Origin of the sequence: Tunturiibacter gelidiferens (genome assembly GCF_013410115.1) — a bacterium.
GTDB lineage: Bacteria > Acidobacteriota > Terriglobia > Terriglobales > Acidobacteriaceae > Edaphobacter > Edaphobacter gelidiferens.
Genome location: NZ_JACCCV010000002.1, coordinates 1,497,597 through 1,521,404, shown reverse-complemented (window position 1 = coordinate 1,521,404; position 23,808 = coordinate 1,497,597). Strand labels below are relative to the sequence as shown.

General features: G+C 56.2%; 16 protein-coding genes. 8 read left to right on the top strand and 8 right to left on the bottom strand.

All coding sequences use genetic code 11. From position 1 onward, the window contains the following. Positions 1-9 precede the first annotated feature (9 nt). The gene (locus tag HDF12_RS18455) at positions 10-336 is read right to left on the bottom strand and encodes a PadR family transcriptional regulator (protein ID WP_179585749.1); all 327 of its coding nucleotides are present in this window, start codon (positions 334-336) and stop codon (positions 10-12) included. A gap of 498 nt (positions 337-834) precedes the next feature. Between HDF12_RS18455 and HDF12_RS18450 the strand changes: the two genes are divergently transcribed. The 7 genes from HDF12_RS18450 to HDF12_RS18420 all read left to right on the top strand — a co-directional run bounded on the left by HDF12_RS18450 (position 835) and on the right by HDF12_RS18420 (position 11,438). After that, positions 835-1,281 (top strand): hypothetical protein, encoded by a 447-nt coding sequence (locus HDF12_RS18450; protein ID WP_179585747.1) that lies wholly within the window; start codon positions 835-837, stop codon positions 1,279-1,281. Positions 1,282-1,385: 104 nt separating this feature from the next. Beyond that, a complete protein-coding gene (pdxR, locus tag HDF12_RS18445; protein ID WP_179585745.1) occupies positions 1,386-2,864 on the top strand; it encodes a MocR-like pyridoxine biosynthesis transcription factor PdxR in 1,479 nt (492 codons plus the stop codon). 567 nt (positions 2,865-3,431) lie between these two features. Next, positions 3,432-4,346 carry a sugar phosphate isomerase/epimerase family protein gene (locus HDF12_RS18440; RefSeq protein ID WP_179585743.1) on the top strand — a complete coding sequence of 305 codons (915 nt, stop codon included), beginning with the start codon at positions 3,432-3,434 and terminating at the stop codon, positions 4,344-4,346. 318 nt (positions 4,347-4,664) lie between these two features. Continuing rightward, a complete protein-coding gene (locus HDF12_RS18435) occupies positions 4,665-5,336 on the top strand; it encodes a TetR/AcrR family transcriptional regulator (protein WP_179585741.1) in 672 nt (223 codons plus the stop codon). 132 nt (positions 5,337-5,468) lie between these two features. Next, complete coding sequence (locus tag HDF12_RS18430; RefSeq protein WP_179585739.1) at positions 5,469-8,639, top strand: efflux RND transporter permease subunit; 3,171 nt, start codon at positions 5,469-5,471, stop codon at positions 8,637-8,639. 187 nt (positions 8,640-8,826) lie between these two features. Further along, on the top strand, positions 8,827-10,002 hold the full coding sequence (locus HDF12_RS18425; RefSeq protein ID WP_257025726.1) for an efflux RND transporter periplasmic adaptor subunit: 1,176 nt from the start codon (positions 8,827-8,829) through the stop codon (positions 10,000-10,002). Next, a complete protein-coding gene (locus tag HDF12_RS18420; protein WP_179585735.1) occupies positions 9,999-11,438 on the top strand; it encodes an efflux transporter outer membrane subunit in 1,440 nt (479 codons plus the stop codon). The genes HDF12_RS18425 and HDF12_RS18420 overlap by 4 nt, the downstream gene beginning before the upstream one ends. Before the next feature lie 137 nt (positions 11,439-11,575). Here HDF12_RS18420 and HDF12_RS18415 read toward each other — a convergent pair whose 3' ends face one another. Continuing rightward, entirely contained in the window at positions 11,576-12,610 is a 1,035-nt protein-coding gene (locus tag HDF12_RS18415) for a glycosyl hydrolase family 18 protein (protein WP_179585733.1), read from the bottom strand. 45 nt (positions 12,611-12,655) lie between these two features. Beyond that, a complete protein-coding gene (locus tag HDF12_RS18410; protein WP_179585731.1) occupies positions 12,656-15,004 on the bottom strand; it encodes a GH92 family glycosyl hydrolase in 2,349 nt (782 codons plus the stop codon). A gap of 296 nt (positions 15,005-15,300) precedes the next feature. Here HDF12_RS18410 and HDF12_RS18405 point away from each other — a divergent pair, with 296 nt between their 5' ends. Beyond that, the gene (locus HDF12_RS18405) at positions 15,301-16,710 is read left to right on the top strand and encodes a glycoside hydrolase family 125 protein (RefSeq protein WP_257025725.1); all 1,410 of its coding nucleotides are present in this window, start codon (positions 15,301-15,303) and stop codon (positions 16,708-16,710) included. Positions 16,711-16,781: 71 nt separating this feature from the next. Here HDF12_RS18405 and argE read toward each other — a convergent pair whose 3' ends face one another. From argE to hutH, 5 genes are read right to left on the bottom strand one after another with little or no spacing between them, the layout of a single operon-like run. Further along, on the bottom strand, positions 16,782-17,921 hold the full coding sequence (gene argE, locus HDF12_RS18400; protein WP_179585726.1) for an acetylornithine deacetylase: 1,140 nt from the start codon (positions 17,919-17,921) through the stop codon (positions 16,782-16,784). After that, positions 17,918-19,324, bottom strand: coding sequence for a formimidoylglutamate deiminase (locus tag HDF12_RS18395; protein ID WP_179585724.1), 1,407 nt, complete (start codon positions 19,322-19,324; stop codon positions 17,918-17,920). The genes argE and HDF12_RS18395 overlap by 4 nt, the downstream gene beginning before the upstream one ends. Beyond that, the gene (gene hutI / locus HDF12_RS18390; RefSeq protein ID WP_179585722.1) at positions 19,321-20,544 is read right to left on the bottom strand and encodes an imidazolonepropionase; all 1,224 of its coding nucleotides are present in this window, start codon (positions 20,542-20,544) and stop codon (positions 19,321-19,323) included. Before hutI ends, HDF12_RS18395 begins: the two co-directional genes overlap by 4 nt. Then, a complete protein-coding gene (hutU, locus tag HDF12_RS18385) occupies positions 20,541-22,220 on the bottom strand; it encodes a urocanate hydratase (protein ID WP_179585720.1) in 1,680 nt (559 codons plus the stop codon). Before hutU ends, hutI begins: the two co-directional genes overlap by 4 nt. Continuing rightward, entirely contained in the window at positions 22,217-23,728 is a 1,512-nt protein-coding gene (gene hutH / locus HDF12_RS18380) for a histidine ammonia-lyase (RefSeq protein WP_179587099.1), read from the bottom strand. Before hutH ends, hutU begins: the two co-directional genes overlap by 4 nt. Positions 23,729-23,808 lie beyond the last annotated feature (80 nt).

Sequence of the window (23,808 nt, the reverse complement as noted above, 5' to 3'; positions counted from 1 at the left end):
GGAATCACCTCATGCGTACTGCAACATCGCGCGGATGCCCTTCACCAGTTGCTCAAAGCTCTCTTCCGCATCCTGCAATTCTTTCCGCCCTGCAGCCGTCAGCTTGTAGTACTTCGCTCTGCGGTTGGTCTCTGTCAGAGCCCACTCGGAGCTGATCCATTTACTCTGCTCCATGCGGTGAAGAGCCGGATAAAGCGAACCCTCCTCCACGCGAAGCAACTCCTCGGAGGCTCTCTGGATATGCAGCACAATCCCATACCCATGCAACTCCCCTCTCTGAGAGAGTGTCTTGAGAACCAGCAGATCAAGGCTTCCCTGAAAATCGTTTCTCGCCATCCCCTACCCCTGTACTTCTCAGTATGCGGGGGAGAGTATGCCTAGAAGTGGATGGATGTCAACTGAGATAGTCTCTCGAACCGCTCACTCACACAGGTCTCAGGCGTTCCTTGAAAATAATTCAAAAATCTTCGCCAAAGTTGGCGTATGAGTTATATCCAATTCGCTACAATTAAATAAGAGATTGAAACCAAGGGCTGCCTCCGGCGAAAGCTGCGGCAGCCCTTCCCATTTAACCCATCCACAACGCACCACCAACGCACCACGGAACGACCAGCAAAACACCATGGCACGCAGTCATCATCGCAAGCTCCAAAAGGAGGAACCCGCAATAACAATCCGCTAACTCAAACAAAACAAGTATTTTAGCCGTAACTCACATGGATGCAATATTTTAGCGACACACCCTGCCGCTAAACCATTGCATCCATTTCACTTATCCCCAAAATACCCCCGGGGGGAGGGGGGTACCAACCGCACCACAAAGGAGCCAAAAAAATGGAAACCGCCATCTGCCGCCATATCAAAACCAACGGACGCCGCTGCAAATCACCCTGTCTTGGTCTCTCCGCCTTCTGCTACTTCCACTCCCGCCTCCTCCGCCGCCACAGAACTCTCGTCGAAACCGCGCCCGCCCTGCCCGCAAACGAGCCAGACATCCCCGTCTCCGCAACCGGAACTCCCCAGTATCTGCCCGAAGCCCTCCCCATCGAACTCGACCTACCGCCGCTCGAAGATGTCGAATCCATTCAGGTCTCCATCTCGCTGCTCGTGGCAGCCCTCGCCCGCAACCGCATTGATTCCAAACGAGCAGCGGTCCTCCTCTACGGTCTCCAGCTCGCCTCCACCAACGCCCGCTCCGTCACCATTGAGCCCGCCGCCAGTTCCATCGTCCGCGCTCTCGTCCGCACCAAATCAGGTATGGACCTCGCAATCGACCGATAGATCCGTCCAATCGATAAAGCCAATGATTGGAGATATGGTTCGCGAGGCCAACATCCCCGGGAACAAGCGTTAAGCCCGGAACGTAAAACATATAGTCTGATGCCATGGAAGTAGCCCTCAATCTCGATCCCGTCTCGCCGATAGCCCTCTATCGCCAGATTTACGACGGCCTGCGTGGCGGGATCGTCGGAGGAAGATTCGAGGCTGGCGCCAAGCTACCTGCCTCGCGGGCTCTCGCCACGTCTCTTGGCGTCTCGCGAATTACCGTCACCGAGTGTTACGAGCGATTAGTCTCGGAGGGATATCTTGAAACCCGGCGTGGGTCGGGAACCTTTGTCTGTTCGTCTCTGCCGGAGACGGACATGTACGCGTCCGGGGTGACAGTCGAAATCGATCCGCAGGTCGAGAGTTATCCCCCAGTGCGACTCTCCCGCTACGGCGCGATCATCGACGCGCCAATCCGGCCGCCCAATCCACCCGAGATGCTTCGCCTGGACTCTCACGGACCGGATGTAACCGCATTTCCTCGAAAGCTTTGGACTAGGCTGTGGGTTCGACGCATGCAGGAGGACCCTCCAAAACTCCTGCAATATACCCAGGAGTTCAACGGCAGTACCGAATTGCGAACAGCCGTCGCCCACTATCTGCGCATGTCACGCGCCGTTGTCTGCGATCCAAATCAGATCATCATCACCAGCGGATCTCAGCAGGCACTTTACCTCGCCGCAAGAATCTTTCTGGATCAATCCGACTGCGTTGCGATGGAGGCCCCGGGTTATCGATTTGCAGGACGAATCTTCGACTCCCAGGGAGCCAACATCTTGCCGATTCCAGTCGACCGGAACGGTATGCAAGTCTCGCAGCTCAAAAAGCACAGCGACAAAGCTGTCAAGCTCGTCTACGTGACGCCTTCGCACCAGTATCCCCGGGGCGTCTCGCTTTCGATCGCACGTCGTATGGACTTATTGGCATGGGCAAGACAAGCAGGCGCACTCATTCTGGAGGACGACTACGATAGCGAGTATCGATACAACGAAAGGCCTCTCCCCTCCATACAGGGAATGGTGCCCGACGCTCCGGTCCTCTATGTCGGAACCTTTTCCAAACTCTTATTCCCCACATTAAGACTGGGCTATCTCGTCGTTCCCCGTGCTTTTCAGGACGTATTCACCGGCGGCAAACTGCTCTGTGATTTGCAGAGCTCTTCGATTGATCAACGCATCCTCACAGACTTTCTTACCGAGGGACATCTTGAACCCTATGTCAGAAAGATGCGGATCATCTACCGCAACCGGCGTGCCCTCCTGGTCGAATCGTTGCAAAAACACTTCGGACGCAGAGTCACGGTCTACGGAGACCATGCGGGCATGCACTTCCTGGCTGATTTCCAGATTGACCTCTCTGAAGAAGAGGCCTTCGGGCGCGCGCTTGCCGCCGGGGTTCGGTTAGAGCGCGTCTATTGGCCGGCATGTTCTGCGGTAGAGCGTGCCGGTCACGTGCAATTCGTCTTTGCATTTGCGGCTCTGAGCGAGAATCAATTGATTCTCGCAGCGGAACGCGTGGCTGGCGCGTTTCTCTCGTAACAGAACCTCTGCGCGATCCAGAGCTGTGCCGCGATTCGCCAGCGCATTTGGCTATAGAAATATTTCGCCACGTGGCACTGGTAATCTCTCTCGCGCCTCCATAACGTCGTTGATAGACCCAGGCAGGCTCCTGACAGTTCCGGCCTCTGCAGGGCGCAGTCTCTACTTGGAGGAAGTTACTCATCACCAGTGACGATGTTCTGTTCCACAGTAACAAGAGAATCTAGGCCGGGAGATCCGCGGCTGCCGCTCTTCTCCCGTCTTTCTGTAATCTTCTTTCGCGGTCGAGACCCTCGGGGTGGGACGAGGGGTCGGTCGCTGATCTTTTGGTACCTATTCGGAAAATAGGGATCAATCTCGGGGGCGATCATTCACCCTCCGGAGTGCGTACCTCTCCGATGTAATCATTCGCCCGCCGTCACCCTCGCGAGTATTACCAGGAAAGTCACCTATTGATGTACTGTGGTCGTTGCTGATCGTAGCGCCACCGCAGCCGAGCCAATCTCTGGGCGGAAACGATCTAACGATTAGACCTAACCACAGTTCCTCCAGGTGAAAAGGATCCCAATGACCCATTACACGCGTCGAAACTTCCTCCAGACTGCCACCGCCGCGGCTGCCTACAGCGCCTCCCTTCTCAAGTGTGATCGATTATTGGCATCCCCCTTTGGCCTGCCGATTGGCCTCCAGCTCTACTCCGTCCGCGAGATGCTCGCGAAAGACTACGAGGGAACGCTCAGACAGCTCGCCTCGCTCGGTTATCAGGAGGTTGAGGCGGCTGGCTACTTTGACCACTCACCCGAACAAGTCAAGAGTGCGATGTCGGCGGCCGGTCTCAGATGCGTTAGCGCCCACTATCCCTACTCAAGTCTCAGTAAAGACTTCGATAAGATTGTTGCCTTCAACAAAGAGATTGGCGTGCAGTACATTATCTGCGCCTTCCCTGGCATCAAAGATCCATCACGGCTGAAAGATATGTCTTATCCCGCAATGATTCGTTCCTTCACCCTGGAGGACTATCGGTGGAACGCGGATCAGTTCAACAAGTTTGGCGAAAAGCTGAAGACCGCCGGCATGAAATTCGGTTATCACAACCATACGATGGAGTTTGGTAAACAAGATGGTGTTGTCCCACTCGATGAAATGATTCGCCTGACCGATCCTGAACTCGTGACCTTCGAGCTGGACTGCGGATGGGTCATCGTTGGAGGTGCCAACCCGGTGGACTATCTCCAGCGCTATCCTTCTCGAATCTCCATGCTTCACGTCAAAGACTTCAAGCACACCGACAAGCCAGCATCTGTCATGGAGCCGCCTCCCGCCGCTGAATTAGGCAAGGGAACCCTGGATTATCGTCCAGTTTTTGAGGCAGCGAAAAGGGCAACCATCAAGCATTATTTTGTTGAGCAGGAGGCGTATGACATCCCGCCGTTGGATGCACTTAAGATCGACGCCGACTACATGAAAAAGCTGACCGTTTAAAATGGTTTAGCGTCGTCATATCGGATAACCAACTCCTCTTGCAAGTCCCCGAAGCCCAGATTCTTCGGGCGCTGCAGGCAGGTCGTCGCTGAAATTGATGCGTAAATGGTTCTAAAATCACCTGTTACTCAAAAACTAGCAGAACAATCTCTAAAGGCAAAGTCGATCATTCGATAAATCGACTCTTAATAACTATACTGAACGTACAGTTTCAGAATCATTGCAGACTCTGACTCTAACGTTCAATTTGCGATCACGGAATATTTGATTCACTTCTGCACTTGTGTGACCTGCCTATTTTCTGTTGAGAATAGACGAATGCGAAAACAGCAAACCCTGGAATATGCGGAGGAGCCAAGAAGGCGCGGGCGGCACCGCAGTCTCGAGGCAAAGGCGGCCATTCTGAAGGCGACCCTTCAGTTGTTGGAGCGCGAGTCACTCCGCAAAGTGACATCAGACGCGATCGCAAAGCGGGCTGGTGTTAGTAAGGCCACGATCTACAAGTGGTGGCGTAACAAAAGCATGGTGGCCCTCGACGCTTATCTGGCCGGAATGACAGAACGAGTTGCAACGCCGAATACAGGTTCGGCAGAGGAAGATTTTACAGAGCAATTGAAGTCATTGACCGCTTTTTACACCTCTACGTTGGGGCGGCTTTTCTGTCAGTTTATTGCGGAAGGTCAGAGTGACCCGGGATTTCTGGCATCATTTCGAGAACGCTTCCTCTACGCCCGGAGAGATGCTGCGCGTGTCATGTGGCGGCGCGGCGTGGACCGTGGGGAGATTCGCAGCGCTGTTGACGGGGAGATTGTTCTAGACCTGATTTATGGGCCCACTATTTTTCGATTGCTCGCCGGCCACGGCTCCTTAAATGACTCAGAGTCCGAGGCCATGGTGGAAGCTGTATTCGGAGGTCTAAGGCGACTTGATTATCAGCGCCCCCCGAAGAAGGCCGGCTCTCTTGTAAAACGTCGTAATGGGCAACTTTGAGTCTTGTTCTGCCGCCGCGGCATCTTATTTCTAAACGCTTGGTTTTACATGATTCAAACGAAGCTGTTTCTACACTGACATCTCTTATGGAGCCTCCGGCGAAATAAGAAAGTATCGTCCCAAGGAGCTTTGATGTGGATCGTTCGTCTCGCGCTTAGGAGACCTTACACCTTTGTTGTTCTGTCGCTGCTCTTGTTTATCATCGGGCCCGTAGTCATGCTGCGGACGCCGGTCGATATCTTTCCGAACATTGATATCCCGGTCGTATCCGTCGTATGGAATTATGCGGGACTGTCGCCTGAGCAACTGAGCGATCGAATTGTGCTGCCATTCGAGCGAAACCTTACTACCGTGGTAAACGACATCGATCACACTGAATCGCAGACGTTGAACGGTGTCTCTGTAGTAAAAATCTTCTTCCAACCATCGGTAAACATCTCTCAGGCGGTGGCACAGGTCACCGCAGTCTCGCAGACGGCGCTTCGCCAGTATCCGCAGGGTACGACGCCTCCGTTGGTAATCCAATACAGTGCGTCAAGTGTTCCCGTTTTGCAGCTTGGCGTGTCAGGACCTGGTCTTAGCGAACAGCAGCTCTATGATTTCGGCGCTAACTTCATCCGCACGCAGCTGGCCACCGTTCAGGGTGCTTCGACGCCATTTCCCTATGGAGGCAAGCAACGCCAGATACAGGTGGACGTCGACACGCAAAAACTGCAAGCCTATGGGCTTTCCGCTTCCGATATCGTCAACACCGTATCTACCCAGAATATTATTCTGCCGGCCGGCGACATGAAGATGGGGCACGTCGACTATCAGGTGGAAACCAACAGCGCACCAAGTTCGATTGCAGCGCTGAATAATCTGCCCATAAAGACGGTAAACGGCGCGACTATCTACATCCGTGACATAGGAAATGTCCGTGACGGATTTCCTCCGCAGACGAACATCGTTCGTGTAGATGGGCAGCGCGCTTCGTTGATGACAATTCAAAAGACGGGCAACGCTTCGACCTTGCAAATTATCTCGGACGTGCGAGCCCAAATCCCCCTCATCGCAGCCCAGTTGCCTCCAGCGCTGAAAATGCAGCCCATTGCCGATCAATCGGTCTTCGTTCGAGGAGCAATTAGCGGGGTGGTTCGCGAAGCGATCATCGCTGCATGTCTTACAGCCGCGATGATCTTGCTGTTTCTCGGCAGTTGGCGTTCCACCATTATTATCGCGGTCTCCATCCCCTTGTCGGTCATCTGTTCTCTGTTGATGTTGGCCGCGCTCGGCGAAACGATCAATATCATGACGCTCGGCGGGTTAGCGTTGGCGGTCGGTATTCTTGTAGACGACGCAACCGTCGAGATCGAAAATATCAATCGAAATCTTGAGGAGGGCAAGGAAGTCGAACAGGCAATTCTCGACGGTGCCGCTCAGATTGCAGTCCCAGCTTTTGTCTCGACAATTTCAATCTGCATCGTCTTCGTCCCCATGTTTTTACTCGGAGGGGTCGCGCGATACCTCTTCGTCCCTCTGGCCGAGGCGGTTGTCTTTGCAATGCTCGCGTCGTACTTCCTGTCGCGAACTATTGTCCCGACGATGGCAAAGTACCTTTTGAAGCCGCATCAAGAGGGACAATCAACGCATGTCAGCCGCAATCCGTTGGTTCGCTTCCAACTCACCTTTGAGAAGTACTTCGAAAAACTGCGCAATTGGTACCACGGTCTGTTGAGCTTCTGCCTGGAATATCGAGTCATATTCCTTCTGTCGATCGGAGCTTTCTGGGTGGCCTCTCTGGTGCTTCTGTATCCATGGCTGGGACAGGACTTTTTCCCCTCGGTGGATGGAGGACAGTTCAAGTTACATGTTCGTGCACACACCGGAACGCGAATCGAAGACACAGCGAGACTGTGCGACCAGATCGAAGATGTAATCCGCAAGGAGATCCCTGCCAAAGAGTTGGCCTCTGTTATCGACAACATCGGTATCCCGTACTCCGGCCTGAATCTCTCTTACTCAAACTCCGCTCCCGTCGGTACGGCAGATGCAGACATTCTTGTCTCGCTCGACGAGAAGCATCACCCAACAGCCGAGTACACACATGAACTGCGCGACAAGCTTACCCAGCAGTTTCCAGGTACTGAGTTCTACTATCTGCCGACGGACATGGTCAGCCAAATTCTAAACTTCGGTCTGCCGGCACAAGTTGACATTCAGGTTGTTGGACAGCAAGTCGCGCAAAATCGCGTAGTGGCCGAACAGATGATGCAGCAGATCAGTCACATCCCTGGGACGACGGACCTGCGAATTCAACAGCCGTTCAACCTTCCAATATGGACGATCGACGTCGACCGCACTCGCGCGCAACAGGTGGGTTACAGCCAGCGTGACGTGGCAGTCAGTGTGCTCACCAGCCTTAGCGGCAGCTTCCAGACTAATCCGACGTTCTATCTCAATCCGCAAAATCACGTCAGTTACAACATCGCAGTGCAGACCCCGCAGTACAACGTTCAAAGTCTTCAGCAGCTTGAAAACTTTCCGATTGCGACAAATGGATCGACGCAGCAGCCTCAAATTCTTGGAAATCTAGCCTCGATTCGAAGAGGGGCCGAACAAGGAACGGTAAGCCACTACAACGCCCGTCCCGTAATCGATATCTATGGTTCGGTTGAAGGGACAGATCTCGCAAGCGTTTCGACCAGAATTGAACAGATGGTCAAAGACAGCAAAAGCAAGCTACCTCGTGGTACCGAGATCTATGTCCGTGGGCAGATTCAGACGATGCACACCTCTTTCACGGGGTTGGTCTATGGACTCTTGTTTTCGATCGTGCTGGTCTACGCGCTGATCGTGGTGAACTTCCAGAGCTGGCTCGACCCATTCATCATCATTGCTGCGTTACCCGGAGCTCTAGCCGGAATCGTGTGGCTACTGTTTCTAACCGGCACGCACATCAGCGTCCCTGCATTGACTGGCGCCATCATGTGCGTGGGTGTGGCGACGGCGAACTCGATTCTCGTAGTCAGCTTCGCGAAGGAGCAGATGGACCTGGGCATGAGCGCTCTGGACGCCGCCCTCTCAGCCGGTTTCACGCGGTTCCGCCCAGTCATTATGACGGCCCTTGCAATGATCATCGGTATGGTTCCAATGGCCCTCGGACTGGGCGACGGTGGCGAACAGAACGCGCCGCTAGGCCGCGCAGTCATTGGTGGACTCTTACTAGCCACCTTTGGAACGCTAACCTTCGTTCCGGTCTTCTTTTCGTTTATGCATCGAAATGATCCCCCTCCCGTACCACAAGAAGCGGAGGAAGAGTAATGAGTATTTTAGGATCATTTAACCTATGGAACGTCGCGCCCGCAGCGCATTTGGAGAGATGGCAATGAACCCCGAAGAGCAGAGGACATCAGAAGTAAATCGAGACCGAGGCGTAGGTGAAGAACAACCGGCCCGGCGCGACTCTCAGCAGACAAGCCACGAGCCGCCGAAGGTTTCGCGCGGATCCTTGCTATCCATTGTCGTGATTGCGCTGGTGGTAGCGGTGGTCGTGGCAGTCTTTGGCATCATCACGCGCAAACATGCAAGCGCCGAATTGACGAAGTACACCGACAATACTTCTGCCCCTCCCGTGACGTTGGAGCAACCGGTGATGCAGCAAAATGCCCGCGAGATCGTGCTTCCAGGCAACATTCAGGCCTTTACACTGGCGCCGATCTACGCGCGAACAACCGGCTATGTAAAGGCCTGGTATCACGACATTGGAACGCCTGTGCGCAAAGGCGAGTTACTTGCCGTGATTGAAACTCCTGAGCTCGATCAAGAACTCGCCTCCGCGAAGGCAGATCTCGCTACAGCAAAGAGCAACGCTGGCATCGCGAAGGTAACGGCGGATCGTTACAACGACTTGATCGGTCGCAACGCAGTCTCTCAGCAGGACACAGACAACGCCGTCCAGGCATTGGAGGCGAGGAACACGCAGGTAGCTTCCTCAGAAGCAAACGTGCAGCGATTGGAGGAGCTCGTATCTTTCGAACGTATCGTGGCGCCCTTCGATGGTGTGATCACCGCTCGCAACATCGATACAGGGCAGCTCATCTCAGCTACCGGCAGCACCACGACGGCGGGAGCTGGGACAGTTTCGGGAAATAAAGAGATCTTCGACATATCCGCCGTCCGCACCCTCCGTGTGTTTATCAATGTCCCGCAGATTTATTCGCCTGACGCAAAGAATGGAACGATCGCGAAGTTGACTCTCCCGCAATACCCTGGTCGCACCTTTCAAGGCAAGCTGGTGCGTTCGTCCGACGCCGTTGATCCTGCAACGCGAACCCTTTTGGCTGAGGTGGATGTGGACAATCGCTCGGGTGAGCTCCTTCCGGGCAGCTACACAGAGGTGCATCTAAGTGTGTCGAGCGACGCACCCGCTCTTATAGTCCCGGTAAGTGCGATGATTCTGGAACCGGACGGATTGCGTGTTGCGACCGTGGATGCAAATCATCACGTTCACATGGCGCGCGTAACGCCAGGTCGTGACTACGGAACGACTGTCGAAATTTTAGCTGGCCTCAAGCCCGGCGAATCCATCATCGGCAACCCGCCCGATTCGCTCATCGACGGAGAAGAAGTTCGAGTCGTCAATAACAGCAACAATCAGAGTCAGGCGGCGGAGGGGAAGCGATGAAAGTCCGCAGCTTATCGCTTGCAGGAGCGCTGCTTGGCGCCTTGGCGCTGGGCGGATGCAAAGTTGGACCGAACTACAAGGTTCCATCCATGCCGGCTCCCCCCGCGTACACCGACGACGGCCACAACGGCGACTGGTCCTCGGCCAAGCCAGCCGATGGCACAGATCGAGGAATGTGGTGGGCCGTCTATCAGGACAATGAGCTAAACAGTCTGGAGCAGCGTTGTGCGACCGCTAACCAGAACATTGCCGCCGCTCTCCAGGCCTACGATCAGGCCCATGATCTTGTTCGCGAAAATCGTTCCTCGCTCTACCCCACCGTATCGGTAGGCGCCGGCGCATCCCGCAATCGCATCTCAAACAACGCTCCTTTGAGACCGGTGAACACGGCCGCAACCTACTGGGACTTTCTCATTCCGCTGAGCATCTCGTGGGAGCCGGATCTATGGGGCGGTATTCGCAGACAGATTGAGTCGAGCGCAGCCAATGCACAGGCCACATCTGCGGATCTCGCCAACACTCAGCTCAGCCTCCAGGGACTACTCGCTGTCACTTTCTTTCAGATCCGAGGACTTGACCTTCAGCTACAACTTCTGCGATCGACGATCGATGCCTATACCGAGGCACTTCAGCTTACGGAAGACCGCCTGAAGGGTGGACTAAGTTCGGATAGTGATGTCCAGCAGGCGAAGGCGCAGTTGGAAGAGACTCGGGCTCAGCTCATCGATATTGGAGTGCAGCGCGAACAGTTCGAACACGCAATCGCTGTTCTGATAGGGGAACCCGCAACAGGTTTTCACATCGCCGAGCGTCCGATCATTGGAGATCCGCCCGCTATCCCCACCGGCGTTCCATCGGAGCTGCTGCAGCGGCGCCCGGACATTGCAGCCGCAGAACGTCGGGTCGCCTCGGCGAATGCTCTGATCGGCGTTGCGAAGTCCGCTTATTATCCCACCATCTTTCTTGGTGCAGGCGGCGGCGTGCAGAGCTCCACAATCAGCAAGCTCTTTAACTCAGACAGCACGCAATGGAACGCTGGCCCCTCCGCCAACGAGATTCTATTCGATGCTGGTCGCAGAAGAGCTCAAATGGACCTTGCAATTGCGCAACGCGAGCAGGCCACCGCTCTCTATCGCGAGCAGGTGCTATCTGCCTTTCGCGATGTAGAAGACCAGCTCTCCGCGCTACGAGTGTTGGAACAAGAGGCATCGGTCCAGGCCAGAGCCGTAGACGCAGCAAAAAAGAGCACGGAACTCTCCACGCTTCGCTACAAGCGTGGTCTCGCTCCCTACCTGGAAGTGCTGACGAATCAGACGATCGAATTGACAGATGAAAGAGCTGCTGCCTCTCTAGTCTCCCGGAGAATTGTCGCAAGCACTCAGTTGCAGATGGCGCTTGGAGGCGGTTGGAACTCCGCTCAGCTTCCCGTTAACTAGAACAGGAGCTGAGAAGCAAATTAAAGCCCTCGATCTTCTTCCGGCGCATAGAGCCCTCTGCGCCCGAAAAGCCGAGAGTATTGCTGGCGTGCTATAGCGCTGTCGAAACACTTACAGCAACCGAACCCTAAGTTCAACTATTGCCGCTCCGGCAGAACGCTCCAAATAGCGTTGTCTTCCTGACCGAGAACCCAGGCACAAATTCCCTGCAGATGTCGTTCCTTGGCTAGGTTGTAGCGGTCAGCAAATCCACGTTTCTCGGTGTAGAAGATCCACTCCCGCATCTGATCGCGATAAAAGAAAAAATAAGCACTATGGTCCTGTGGGTCCCACTCCTCGTGACCGTCGTAAGTATCACGAAGGGTCTGGGAATCAATAGCGCTGATGTAATCCGCCGTGATGTTTGGCTTCTGTTCTTTTTCGTTCAGGCCTGGATCGCCGGCGTACCAGTGATATCCGTAGAGCGCAATACCGAGCGATAGCTTCTCCCTGGGCACGACCTTCAGTGCATAATCCAGATTCTCATTCATCCACACCCATCCCCCGACCGGCCCAGGCGTAGTCCATCGCGTGTGCTGGTCGTAGGTCATCAGGCAGATCAGATCCACCGACTCACTAAGCGCCTTCAGATCGAAGACACCACGCCAGTCCGCGAAGATCCACTTGCTGAAGGCGCTGTGGCCCGGGTGTCCCGGCGCATTAGGAACAACCGCGATCTGCAACTGTAGATGTTCTCGGTGCATGGCATCGGCGATGCGCTTCACCGTAGTCGAGAGAGCATCTCGATCGGTCCACGAGATATTCTCGAAGTCGAGCTGAAAGCCATCGTATCCATTCTGCTTGCACTCAGAGATCAGCGAAGCAATCAACGCCGTCTGCGCCTGATCGCTGGTAAGCAATGAATGAACGCCGGCCTTATCAAAGATAGCGATGATAGGAAACAGTGAGATGTGCCGCTGCTTTACGACGCGCATCACGCTCGGATCCGGCTCACCGTACACCATTCCGTTCGAATCCACACCATACCAGGTTGGAACGATGATATCGATCTTGGTCTGGTGCTCCATAAAGTCGCGAACCGAATCCGGATGATCGGTCATATAGAACAGTGTCTTCGTCTGCGCGAAGACCGTTGGCACAACTAATAGAAGGCAGAGCAGAAGCTTCGTCATGAAGACCTTTCACATGAGCTGGAACAAGATCATAAGTTTGGGCGTTTAGGCGCTCTCAAGAGTCAACGAAGGCGGCACATCCGCGGGTTGAGACCCAAACTCAAAGTTCGGTTTGTCCCCCATCTCGAAGACGATGCGGGCACCATTCACAATATCCCGATGATTGAACCAGGACTTCGTGTACGGCTTTCCATTGAAGCTGATCGACTGAATATACTGATCGCCCGCCGAGTGACGGTGCGCAATAATCTCAAGCTGCTTGCCGTTGCCGAGTTGCACGCTGACCTGATCGAACAGGGGTGTGCCAAAGATGTAGTTGCCGCTGACCGGATCAACAGAATAAAAACCCAACGAACTCAGGATGTACCACGACGACATCTGGCCCACGTCTTCGTTACCCTGCAAGCCATCCGGAAGCGCGGCATACATTTTCTCCATCAGCATGCGCACGCGCGCTTGTGTCTTGTGCGGTTGGCCGGCGTAGGCATAAAGATAGGCGATGTGATGCGACGGTTCGTTGCCATGCGCGTATTGACCCACCAGCCCGGCGATATCTGGCGGAGCGTCGGCAGGCAGAGTCGAAGGTTGATCGAACAACTCATCGAGCTTTTCGAGAAACTGCTTCTGTCCGCCAAGAATCTCAATCAATCCCGCGGCATCGTGCTGAATCCCAAACGTAGTCTGCCAGGAGTTCGACTCGGTAAAGTCGCGCCACTTTTTGGAGGTGCCCATCTCAATTGGATCAAACGGCGCAGCCCACTCACCGTTGGCCAGCTTGGGCCGCGCGAAGTTCATCGAGCGGTCGTAGTAGTTGCGATAGTTGCGCGAACGCTCAACCAGCATCGTTGCATCGTCCGAGTGACCAAGCTTCTTCGCGACGTGTGCAATCGACCAGTCGTCATAGCAATATTCGAAGGTCTTGCTGACAGATTCTTCCTCGAGGTCGCAAGGGATATAACCCTTTGATCGGTAATACCCAAGTCCGCGATAATCATCCACCATCGCGCGTTTCATCATCACTTTGTAGGCGCGTTCGTAGTCCACACCCGCAATGCCCTTGTTGCATGCCTCCGCGATCACAGCAGCAGAGTGATAGCCGGTCATCGTCCCGGTCTCGCAGCCCTGCAGCGGCCACACCGGCATTCCCGCAGGACTCTCCTCGGCCATTCGGATCAGCGCATTCGCAAAGTCAGGCACGCGATCCGCCGACATCAGCGTGTAAAGAGGATGAGCCGCGCGATAGGTATCCCACAATGAAAATGCAGTATAGTTTCGCTGCCCATCACGAAGCTGGTGAATCTGCTTATCCATCCCGCGGTAGCGGCCATCGACATCGTCGAAGAGCGAAGGTCCAACGCAGGCGTGGTACAGCGCAGCATAAAAAATCCGCCGATGGGTCTCATTCTCAGTCTTGATCTTGATCCGCGAGAGCTGCTGATTCCACCTCTCCCGCGCGCTGCGACGGACCTTTTCAAAGTCCCATCCCGGAAGCTCAACCTTCAGGTTGTTCGCCGCAGACTCCGCACTGACGCCCGATATCCCGGTCTTCACCAAAATCACCGGATCCTTCGCCGTGTCAAAGAACAGAACGCACTTCAAGGACTTGCCTGTCAGCGGCTGCGTCCCGGCCGGAACCTCAGCTCCCTCTTGATAGAAGACAACCCGAGTCGGCTGCTGAGAGAACTTCATCGTGAAGTAGATCTGCCGTCCGTCGCCCCAAGCCTTGGTGGTGCGCCCACCCGCCAGCGTGTCAGGCGCGGTACGTTGGAGCGAAGCCGTGACCACGGCCGACTGCCCGTTGTATGCGTAGCTATGCTCAAGATCGACGATGATATGGCCCGACTTCGGAGCACCCTCGCCAGTAGGGAAGGTGTATCGATGCAGTCCGGTACGCTCTGTGGCCGTCAGTTCGGCGCGAACTCCATAGTCCTTCAGAAGAACAGAGTAGTAACCCGGTTCGGCATGTTCGTCCGCGTGGTCAAATCGCGAGCGATAGCCTGCATCTGGATTACTGCGTGGACCGGGAACAATCTTCGACTCGCCGGTCCCGGGCATCACAAGAAAGTCGAGCAGATCGCCACAGCCCGTGCCGCTCAGGTGAGTATGGCTGAAGCCCATGATCGACGTGTCGGAGATGTGATAGCCCGAGCACCAGTCCCATTGATCATTGAAGGTATCGGGACTGAGTTGGACCGCACCGAAAGGCACCGTTGCTCCAGGGAACGTATGCCCGTGGCCGCCGGTTCCAATCCTGATATCAACCAGCGATGCCGCATCGAAGGTAGTATCAGTCTTCGAAGATCCGTGGATTACTTTGCCGAACGCGCTCGTCTTAGTCGCGCCCACCGCACAGACAGCCGAGACGCCGCCGAGGAATGTTCTTCTGGAAATCACTGATGCTCCCTAGATACTGAGTGTGAACACTGAATCTCAAAGAGGAAAGTCACTCAGACAGGTTTCCTGCCCTTCGTAACACTTACTCTATTGACGTAGACTAAACTGAACAGTGAGATAATTCGATCAAAATATTGACTAATCTTTGATCAAAAAGTCATTTCTGTGAAATATTCTCTATAAGGGCCGAGTTTTCGCCAGAACCAGAATAAGAGGTACGTTCAAAAACCTCACATCCGAAACCGTTTGATCACCAGATGACACAAGGCAGAATCAGCCGCCGAGAGGCGCTCCGAATGGTAGCAGGAACCGCAACAGCTGCCGTGCTGCAACCTTCGACCGTGTTCGCAGGCGCTATGCCTTCGTCATTTACCTCCAAACGCCCCGCGATCCAGGACAGGAAATTTCACAGCGCAGCCGTTGAGGCCTATCTTACGGACGTGAGCACCAGGATCGGTGATCCCGAACTGGCGTGGCTGTTTGAGAACTGTTATCCGAACACGCTCGACACGACCGTCGAGTTCGGTGCCTTCGAAGGCAAGCCGGATACGGCAGTCATCACAGGGGATATCCCAGCGATGTGGCTGCGCGACTCCTCAGCGCAGGTGTGGCCGTATCTCCCGCTCGCTGCCAAAGACATACAGCTGCGTCGAATGCTCGAAGGCATCATCCGCAGACAGGCCAGATGCATCCTCATCGACCCCTACGCGAATGCCTTCATGGCTAACCTCGACGCGCCTCCGCTCGAGTGGAGCAGAACCGATGCGACCGAGATGAAGCGCGGAGTCGGCGAGCGAAAGTGGGAGCTCGACTCCCTCTGTTATCCGATCCGTCTCTCCTACGGGTACTGGCGCGCGACCGGCGACACCTCTCCCTTCGACAAAACCTGGCACGCCGCGATGAAGCTGGTCGTCGAGACCATGCGCGTTCAGCAGCGCAGGCAAGGCCCCGGCCCCTATCACTTTCAACGCACCTCAAAGACCCCCACCGAAACCTTGCCCGGTGACGGATACGGTGCTCCGGTACTGCCCGTCGGCCTCATCGCATCCGGCTTTCGGCCATCGGATGACGCCTGCACCTTTCCGTTCCTCGTGCCCTCCAATCTCTTCGCCGTCACAGCGCTCGGTTATCTCGCGCAGATGGCCAACGAGATCCTGCACGACTCAACTCTCGCCAATCAGGCAGACTCACTGTCAGGCGAGGTAAAGAAAGCGCTCCAACAACATGCCGTGGCGCAGGCCGCAGAGGGCACCATCTGGGCCTACGAGGTAGACGGCTACGGCAGCCAACTGCTCATGGACGACGCCAACGTCCCGAGTCTGCTCTCGCTTCCGTACATCCACAGCTCACCCGACGCCGCCCTCTACGCCCGCACCCGCAGCTTCGTCTGGAGCGAACGCAATCCCTGGTTCTTCCAAGGCACTGCAGGCAAGGGAATCGGCGGACCCCACGAAGGTAAAGACATGATCTGGCCCATGGCCATCACCATCTACGCCCTCACAAGCCAATCAGAGAAAGAGATCGACCAGGCCCTCGCCATGCTGAAGCAAGCCAGTGCCGGATCAGGCTTCATGCATGAAAGCTTCAATCGCAACGACGCCACAAAGTTCACGAGAAGCTGGTTCGCATGGGCCAACTCGCTATTTGGCGAACTCGTCGCCAACATAGCCACGACCCATCCTGCGTTAGTCCAGACAGCCCACTAACTCGCCACGCGCCTGGCTCGGAAACATCCGACGAATCGATCAAAATAGAACGAATGCACCCCAATCGAATGCTAGCTGCAAAGCTCCTCAATGGCCCTGCGCAAAATTGCAACGCACTCATCGAGTTCCCCACTCGGCACACATTCGCGTGGACTATGCGCCGTCAGCATAGACCCTGGCCCAATCACCACCGCCTCAGCGCCCATTCGCGCGAGCCACGGCGCTTCCGTACCAAAAGAGATAGTCTGGATCTTCGAGTCTGTCTCTTTCAACACCGCCTGAATCACGGCGCTATCGATTCGAGTCTCAAAGCCGCCTTCCATCCTTAGAGCCTCAATCTGCACCTCGAAGCCTTCCCAGCTTTCCTCCGAACTGAGGCGACGAACGACCTCACGCAGCCGCTCAAGAACAACCTCCGGCCGCTGAGTAGAAATAGGTCTCCACTCCAGCAAAAAAGAGCACTCAGCCGGAACAACATTCTTGGCTGTCCCCCCGCGGATCTCCCCAACGTTCAACGTCGTCCACGGCGGAGAAAAAGCATCATTGCGCTCCACCATCAACTCCAGCGCCAGAGCCTCGATCTCTCGCAGCAACCGCGCCGCAGCAAAGATGGCCGACCGTCCAGCCTCAGGAAAAGCACTGTGTGCAGCTCGCCCGATTACCTTGATCGAAGCAAGACAGTAGCCCTTCCCGGCACGCGCAGGAGTAAGCGAAGTAGGTTCCCCAACGATTGCGTACCGTGCACGAATCGCATCAGCCTCGAGAAGAAAGCGAGCCCCCCGGCAACCAACCTCTTCGTCCGCCGTAAACACCAGACAAAACCGCTTGCTCATCTCGCGAGCACTCACCGATGAAGCTGCGGCGAGCATACAAGCAAGAAAGCCCTTCACATCGCACGCGCCGCAACCGTGAAGCATCCCATCCCGCTCACGCAGCTCCGTCGCCTCCCGCCACTCAGCACCAAAGGGAACTGTGTCGGTGTGACAGACGATAGCAAGTTCCGCCTCGATCCGCCCATCTCCCATAGGCTGTGGCGAGACAACAAGATTCACCTTCTCCACGCCCGCCGCATCGTCGTAGCAAAACAGCCGATGATGCCACCCAAGCGGTTCAATAAATCTCTGAATCCACTCCACCACCGGGCGATTGCTCATGCTGGACACACTCGGAATCGCCACCAACTCCTGCAGCAGCGTCTGCGGACGAGTCATAGCTCAGTCCCCAGCCGCGTCTGCACGCTGCGAAAGGCGTCCACGATCTCACCCTGCATCGCATGTTGCCCATCGTCGATGATGACCCGACCATCGACGACCACATCCCGGATCGCTCTCGGAGACATACTGAAGACAATATTCGTCAGCAATTCGTCCGGCAGGCTTCCCGCAATCGAAGCCTCGGAGAGATCTACCGTGAAGAAATCAGCAGCCTTTCCAACCTCCAGCGAGCCAGCCTCGACGTGCAGCGACCGCGCCCCAGCGCGCGTCGCGAAGTCGAACAGAAGAACCGGCAACGCCTCACCTTGTCTGCCGTCAAGGACTGCGCGCTGCAGATGTCGCAGACGCAAGTTCGATTCCAGTTCCCGCGCATTTTCAAGCGCATCTGTCTGAGTGTGGCTATCAGTTCCAAAGGCAATCGACACGCCCGCATCAATCAAAGCATCCGCATCAAGAATCCCGTCGCCGAGATTTCGCTCCGTCGTAGGACAAGCCCCCACCGTAATCTTCCCGCGTCCCATCCGCTCAATCTCGCCACTCTGCAGATGAATCGCATGAATAGCAGTAAAGTCATGCGTCATCAATCCGAGCCCATCCAGGAACTCAAAAGGAGTCGTTCCATACTCCGCGACACAAGCCCCAATCTCTGCAGGTTGTTCGGCAACATGCATGTGCAGCGGCATGGCATGCGTCTGCGCCCAGGCTGAAATATCTTCAAGATAATGACGTGGAACAGCTCGGACACTATGGGGCGCAAGGCCAAAACTCACGGTCGGACGCATCGCTGCAATCTCATTCCGCAACCTCTCCGAATCGTGCAGGAATCTCTCCACGTCAGGCTCGATAAAGCGGATCTGGCCAGAATCAGGGGGAAGCTCAAAACCCGCACGAACATAGGCACAGCGAAGCAACGCGATTCTTATGCCAACACTTTCTGCAGCGCGAATCACCTGCTTAGCCAAAAGGTTCGGATCAGCATAAGCCTCGCCCGCCGGCGTGCGGTGGAGATAGTGAAACTCCCCAACGGTAGTAATGCCCGCAAGTGTCATCTCAAGAAACGCCATGCGAGCGACGTCGTAGATCTCCTCCGGTGTCAGTGCAAGCGCACACCGATACATGATGTTCCGCCACGACCAGAAGTCAGGTCCACTCCTGCGCCTCGACTCCGCCTTGCCTCGGAGCGCACGTTGAAACGAGTGCGAATGAATATCAATCATTCCCGGCAACAGCGCACGACCCGGCAAGCGGCGTACGTCGGAGAGACTCGCGCCTCCACCATCTTTCTCCGCCTTCACCGGCCCAATGGAGAAGATCGTTCCGGCGTCGGTTACAACAACTTCATAACCACTGCGAAAGCGTCCATCAACATAAACGAGATCCGGCTGGTAAGACACGCTCATACAGCCTGCTTTCGTCCGGCGACCCAGACTTCACGCACCATATTTTGCCCAAGCGTATACGGCAGATCCCGCCAGTCTGAACTCTCAAGCACAAGAAAATCTGCGTGCATTCCAACCTCCAGCCGTCCAAGGTTCGACAGGCCAAGCGCCGCCGCAGCATTCGCAGTGGACGCGGTCAAAGCCTCGGGCGCGGTCAGTCCATTCAACCGCACCGCCAGAGCCATCGCCGCTGCCGTGGAGAACAGCGGACTGGACCCTGGATTCAGGTCGGTCCCGATAGCCACCGCAGCTCCGGCATCGATCAGCGCACGACCCGGCGCAGCGGGAAGGCCCAAGTGTAGGCTCACCCCCGGCAGGAGCGTTGCGATCGTCTTCGACCTCGCAACCAACTCACACTGTGCCAGCGAACAGACCTCAAGATGATCGACACTCAGGGCTTCCATCTCTACTCCCAACTCTAGGCCACCGACCTGCTGAAACTGTTCCGTATGCAGCTTGATGCTCAAACCAGCTGCCTGTGCGCAAGCGAGCACAATCCTCGCATCCACCGCGCTCCAGGCATGACGTTCAACAAAGATGTCCACTGCGGAAGCAAGACCACGTCCTGCAACCTCCGGTATCAGCTCGCTGCAAACCATCTCGCGATAAGCTTGTCGTTCAGTAAACCCTTCCGGGCAAATGTGTATCAGCAACGTAGGTACCAGGCGACTCAGCGTCCGCTTCTGTAGTAAGCGGATAGCCTCAAGCATTCGCAACTCCGCTTCGAGCGTGTACCCATAACCAGATTTCACCTCGATAGTCGTAGCGCCAGAACGTTGGAGAGCTTGAATGCGAGGCAACGCAAGCTCGGCCATCTCCTCGCTGCTTTTCTCAGCAGTCTCACGAATCGTATGCCAGATCCCGCCGCCAGCCGCGAGAATCTCTTCGTAGGTCGCACCGGCACTTCGCGCCTCAAAGTCGATGAGACGATCACCTCCCCACACCGCATGGGTATGAGGATCGATAAGTCCAGGAACGACTGCGCGACCACCCAGATCAACTACCGACTCGGCATTTCCGCTCCACTCATACTCAGGTCCAATCCAGGAAATTACACCCGCATCGATAACAACTCGCGCCCGTTCAATAATCTGTAGTTGCCCCATCGCCGCCCCACGCCTCGATCCTTGCCCAAGCGGAGTAGCCAACTGGGAGATCCCCGTCAAAAGCAACTCGCTCATTTCGCTCCGGCAGAATCTGTTGTTGGAGCACTCGGCATATCGAGACCACGCTCAGCCGCGACCCTGTGAGCCTTCTTATACCCCGCATCGGCATGACGAACCACGCCCATCGCTGGATCGTTGGTGAGACAGAGTCGCAGTCGCCGATCGGCCTCCTCGCTGCCGTCTGCCACAGCGACCAACCCGGCATGCTGACTGTATCCCATGCCGACTCCCCCACCATGATGAAAGCTCATCCACCCCGCTCCGCTTGCGATCCCCGTAGCAAAGTTTAGCAACGCCCAATCCGAAACCGCATCCGAACCATCGAGCATAGCCTCGGTCTCACGGTACGGACTTGCAACCGAGCCCGCATCCAGATGATCGCGACCAATCACAATCGGCGCCTTCAGCCTGCCATCTCGCACCATCTGGTTGAACAGCAGACCCGCCTTATCGCGTTCCCGATAACCTAACCAGCAAATGCGCGCAGGCAATCCCTGGTACGCGACATGCTCTCCCGCCCAGGGGAGCCATTGATTCAACCGCGCATCATCAGGAAAAAGTTTGAGCAACGCCGAGTCAGTAGCCGCAATATCAGCCGGATCGCCCGAGAGAGCAACCCACCGGAACGGTCCCCGGCCTTCGCAAAAAGAATCACGAATAAACGCAGGAACGAATCCCGGATAGTCGAATGCATCGCTAACGCCGCCGATCTTTGCCTGCGCCCGCAGATTATTCCCGTAGTCAAAACAGATCGCACCCCGGCGCTGAAGCTCCAGAATCGCCTGAACATGCTGAGCGATATCGGCGCGCACACGCTCGAGATAGCGCTCCGGCTCCCGGCTGCGCTCTGCCGTCAGGTCTTCATCTTCTTTGGCAATCGGCCAGTAGCCGTAGAGCGGATCATGGGCGCTCGTCTGATCTGTAACAATGTCAGGCACAAAACCGGATCGCACAATCTGCGGCAAGATAGCAGCTGCATTCCCAAGCAAACCAATCGAAACCGCACGCCCCTCCTTGCGCGCCACCGTTGCCCGCGCAATCGCATCTTCCAGCGACGTCGCCACCTCATCAAGGTATCGGGTTGCAATACGACGCTGAATCCGGCTCTTGTCTATCTCAACACAAATACTCACGCCTCCCGCCAGCTTCACCGCGAGCGGTTGCGCTCCCCCCATGCCCCCCAGTCCGGCAGTCAGCGTGATTGTCCCCTTCAGCGAACCGTTGAAGTACTTCTGCGCCGCCCCCAGAAAGGTCTCGTAGGTCCCTTGCAGGATCCCCTGCGTCCCGATATAGATCCACGACCCAGCCGTCATCTGCCCATACATCATCAAGCCCGCGCGATCCAGTTTGTCGAATTCGTTCCAGTTAGCCCAATGCGGCACCAGGTTCGAATTCGCAATCAGCACGCGCGGAGCCATCGGGTGCGTCTCCAGCACCGCGACAGCCTTCCCCGACTGCACCAGCATCGTCTCATGGTTTTTCAGACGATCGAGCGTGTGAACCAGCGTATGGTAGGCCTCCCAGTTGCGCGCCGCCTTCCCACGTCCACCATAGACAATCAACTCCTCCGGCTTCTCAGCCACCTCCGGATCGAGATTGTTCATCAGCATGCGTTTGGCTGCTTCCTGGATCCAGCCCTGCGCAGTGCGTGTGTTTCCGCGCGGTGCACGAATGGGGGTGTAAGCGCTCATGCGTGAACGACCTCTCGCGTGTTCAATGTTGACGCCCAGTTGGCCCTCGCGAGAAATCCATCCGCCGCAGCCATGATTCCCGACAAAACCAGATCTCCCTCCCACCCGGGACACTCGAGCCGAAATGCCCCGCGAGCTGCGTCCAGCATCGGAGACACGGATCGATCGCCGCGGAGGTCGAGCGCCCGCGTCGCCGTGAGCCATTCGATCGCCAGCACCACCCGGCAATGCGTTACAGACTGTATCAGCTTCAGCGCAGCGGTCATTCCCATGCTCACAAAGTCTTCCTGGTTACCGCTGGTCGGGATAGAGCAAGCAGAGGCCGGCGTAGCCAGAACCCGCATCTCCGCGACCAGTGCCGCAGAGGTCACCTGCGCCATCATCAGTCCCGACTCGATTCCTGGCTTCGTAGCCAGAAACGCAGGAAGCCCCTCGTTCAGACTAGGGTTCATCAGCCGCTCCGTTCGGCGCTCAGAGATGCCCGCCAACTGGCAGAGAGCAATCGCAAGCTGATCCAGTACCAGCGCCAGTGGCGCTCCATGAAAATTTCCGCCCGAGATAAAGTCATCCTCAAAGAGCAGAGGATTATCCGTCGCGCTGTTCAATTCGATCGCGAAGACCCGCTCCGCCTGACGTAGCGAGTCCCACACCGCCCCGTGAACCTGCGGAACGCATCGCAGACAATAAGCATCCTGAACGCTCGTGCTCGAGCGGTGCCGCGTTGATCCCTCAAGCAGGTCGCGAAGCGAAGCCGCGCTATGAACCTGCCCCGGATGAGGACGCGCCGCATGAAGCCGCTCATCATATGCCGCGGCCGTGCCTCGCAGAGCCTGCAGCGTCAGCGCCGCCGCAATCTGTGCCGACTGAAACAATTCGTCGAGGTCATGCAGCTGCAGACATCCGATCGCCAGCATCGCCTGCGTTCCATTCAGCAGCGAGATCCCCTCCTTCGCCTGAAGCTTCAACGGCTCCAGTCCCACTCGTTGCAGGCACTCCGCCGCCGGTCGCCGCTCCCCGGCAAAAAATGCCTCGCCCTCACCAATCAGCACCAGCGCCATATGCGCAAGAGGAGCCAGGTCTCCGCTCGCGCCAACGCTTCCACGCATCGGCACAACCGGAGTGATGCCATAGTTCAGCAGGTCGCACAAACGCTCCGCAACCACCGGCCGAATCCCGGACAGACCCATCGCAAGAATATTTGCCCTGATCAGCATCATCGCCCGAACAACATCCTCCGGCAGCGGCTCTCCCACTCCGCAACAATGCGAGCGCACCAGGTTCAACTGCATCTGCTCAATCCCATCGGCTTCAAGCCGAACATTCGCCAGCAGTCCCACGCCCGTGTTCAACGCATAGACCGCAGTTTGGCTCAGAAGCGCTTCCTCCACCTTGCCGCGTGAAATCTTCATGCCATCCAGCGCCGTGCCCGCGATCAAAGCGGATTCCCGGACCCGCGCAACTCGAACAACCTCATCAACTGTCAACGATCTTCCAGTAAGTTCAACCATACCAAGCAGCATAGAGGAGCGAGGTTGGCTAAGCCATGCAAAGTCACCGGAAAACTGCCCGATAATCAGAGTAAACATTG

What these genes read in the sequence shown, in the direction of transcription:
- HDF12_RS18455 (WP_179585749.1), bottom strand. Translation starts at nt 336, where the DNA reads ATGGCGAGAAACGATTTTCAGGGAAGCCTTGATCTGCTGGTTCTCAAG.
- HDF12_RS18450 (WP_179585747.1), top strand. Translation starts at nt 835, where the DNA reads ATGGAAACCGCCATCTGCCGCCATATCAAAACCAACGGACGCCGCTGC.
- pdxR (WP_179585745.1), top strand. Translation starts at nt 1,386, where the DNA reads ATGGAAGTAGCCCTCAATCTCGATCCCGTCTCGCCGATAGCCCTCTAT.
- HDF12_RS18440 (WP_179585743.1), top strand. Translation starts at nt 3,432, where the DNA reads ATGACCCATTACACGCGTCGAAACTTCCTCCAGACTGCCACCGCCGCG.
- HDF12_RS18435 (WP_179585741.1), top strand. Translation starts at nt 4,665, where the DNA reads ATGCGAAAACAGCAAACCCTGGAATATGCGGAGGAGCCAAGAAGGCGC.
- HDF12_RS18430 (WP_179585739.1), top strand. Translation starts at nt 5,469, where the DNA reads ATGTGGATCGTTCGTCTCGCGCTTAGGAGACCTTACACCTTTGTTGTT.
- HDF12_RS18420 (WP_179585735.1), top strand. Translation starts at nt 9,999, where the DNA reads ATGAAAGTCCGCAGCTTATCGCTTGCAGGAGCGCTGCTTGGCGCCTTG.
- HDF12_RS18415 (WP_179585733.1), bottom strand. Translation starts at nt 12,610, where the DNA reads ATGACGAAGCTTCTGCTCTGCCTTCTATTAGTTGTGCCAACGGTCTTC.
- HDF12_RS18405 (WP_257025725.1), top strand. Translation starts at nt 15,301, where the DNA reads ATGGTAGCAGGAACCGCAACAGCTGCCGTGCTGCAACCTTCGACCGTG.
- argE (WP_179585726.1), bottom strand. Translation starts at nt 17,921, where the DNA reads ATGACTCGTCCGCAGACGCTGCTGCAGGAGTTGGTGGCGATTCCGAGT.
- HDF12_RS18395 (WP_179585724.1), bottom strand. Translation starts at nt 19,324, where the DNA reads ATGAGCGTGTCTTACCAGCCGGATCTCGTTTATGTTGATGGACGCTTT.
- hutI (WP_179585722.1), bottom strand. Translation starts at nt 20,544, where the DNA reads ATGAGCGAGTTGCTTTTGACGGGGATCTCCCAGTTGGCTACTCCGCTT.
- hutU (WP_179585720.1), bottom strand. Translation starts at nt 22,220, where the DNA reads ATGAGCGCTTACACCCCCATTCGTGCACCGCGCGGAAACACACGCACT.
- hutH (WP_179587099.1), bottom strand. Translation starts at nt 23,728, where the DNA reads ATGGTTGAACTTACTGGAAGATCGTTGACAGTTGATGAGGTTGTTCGA.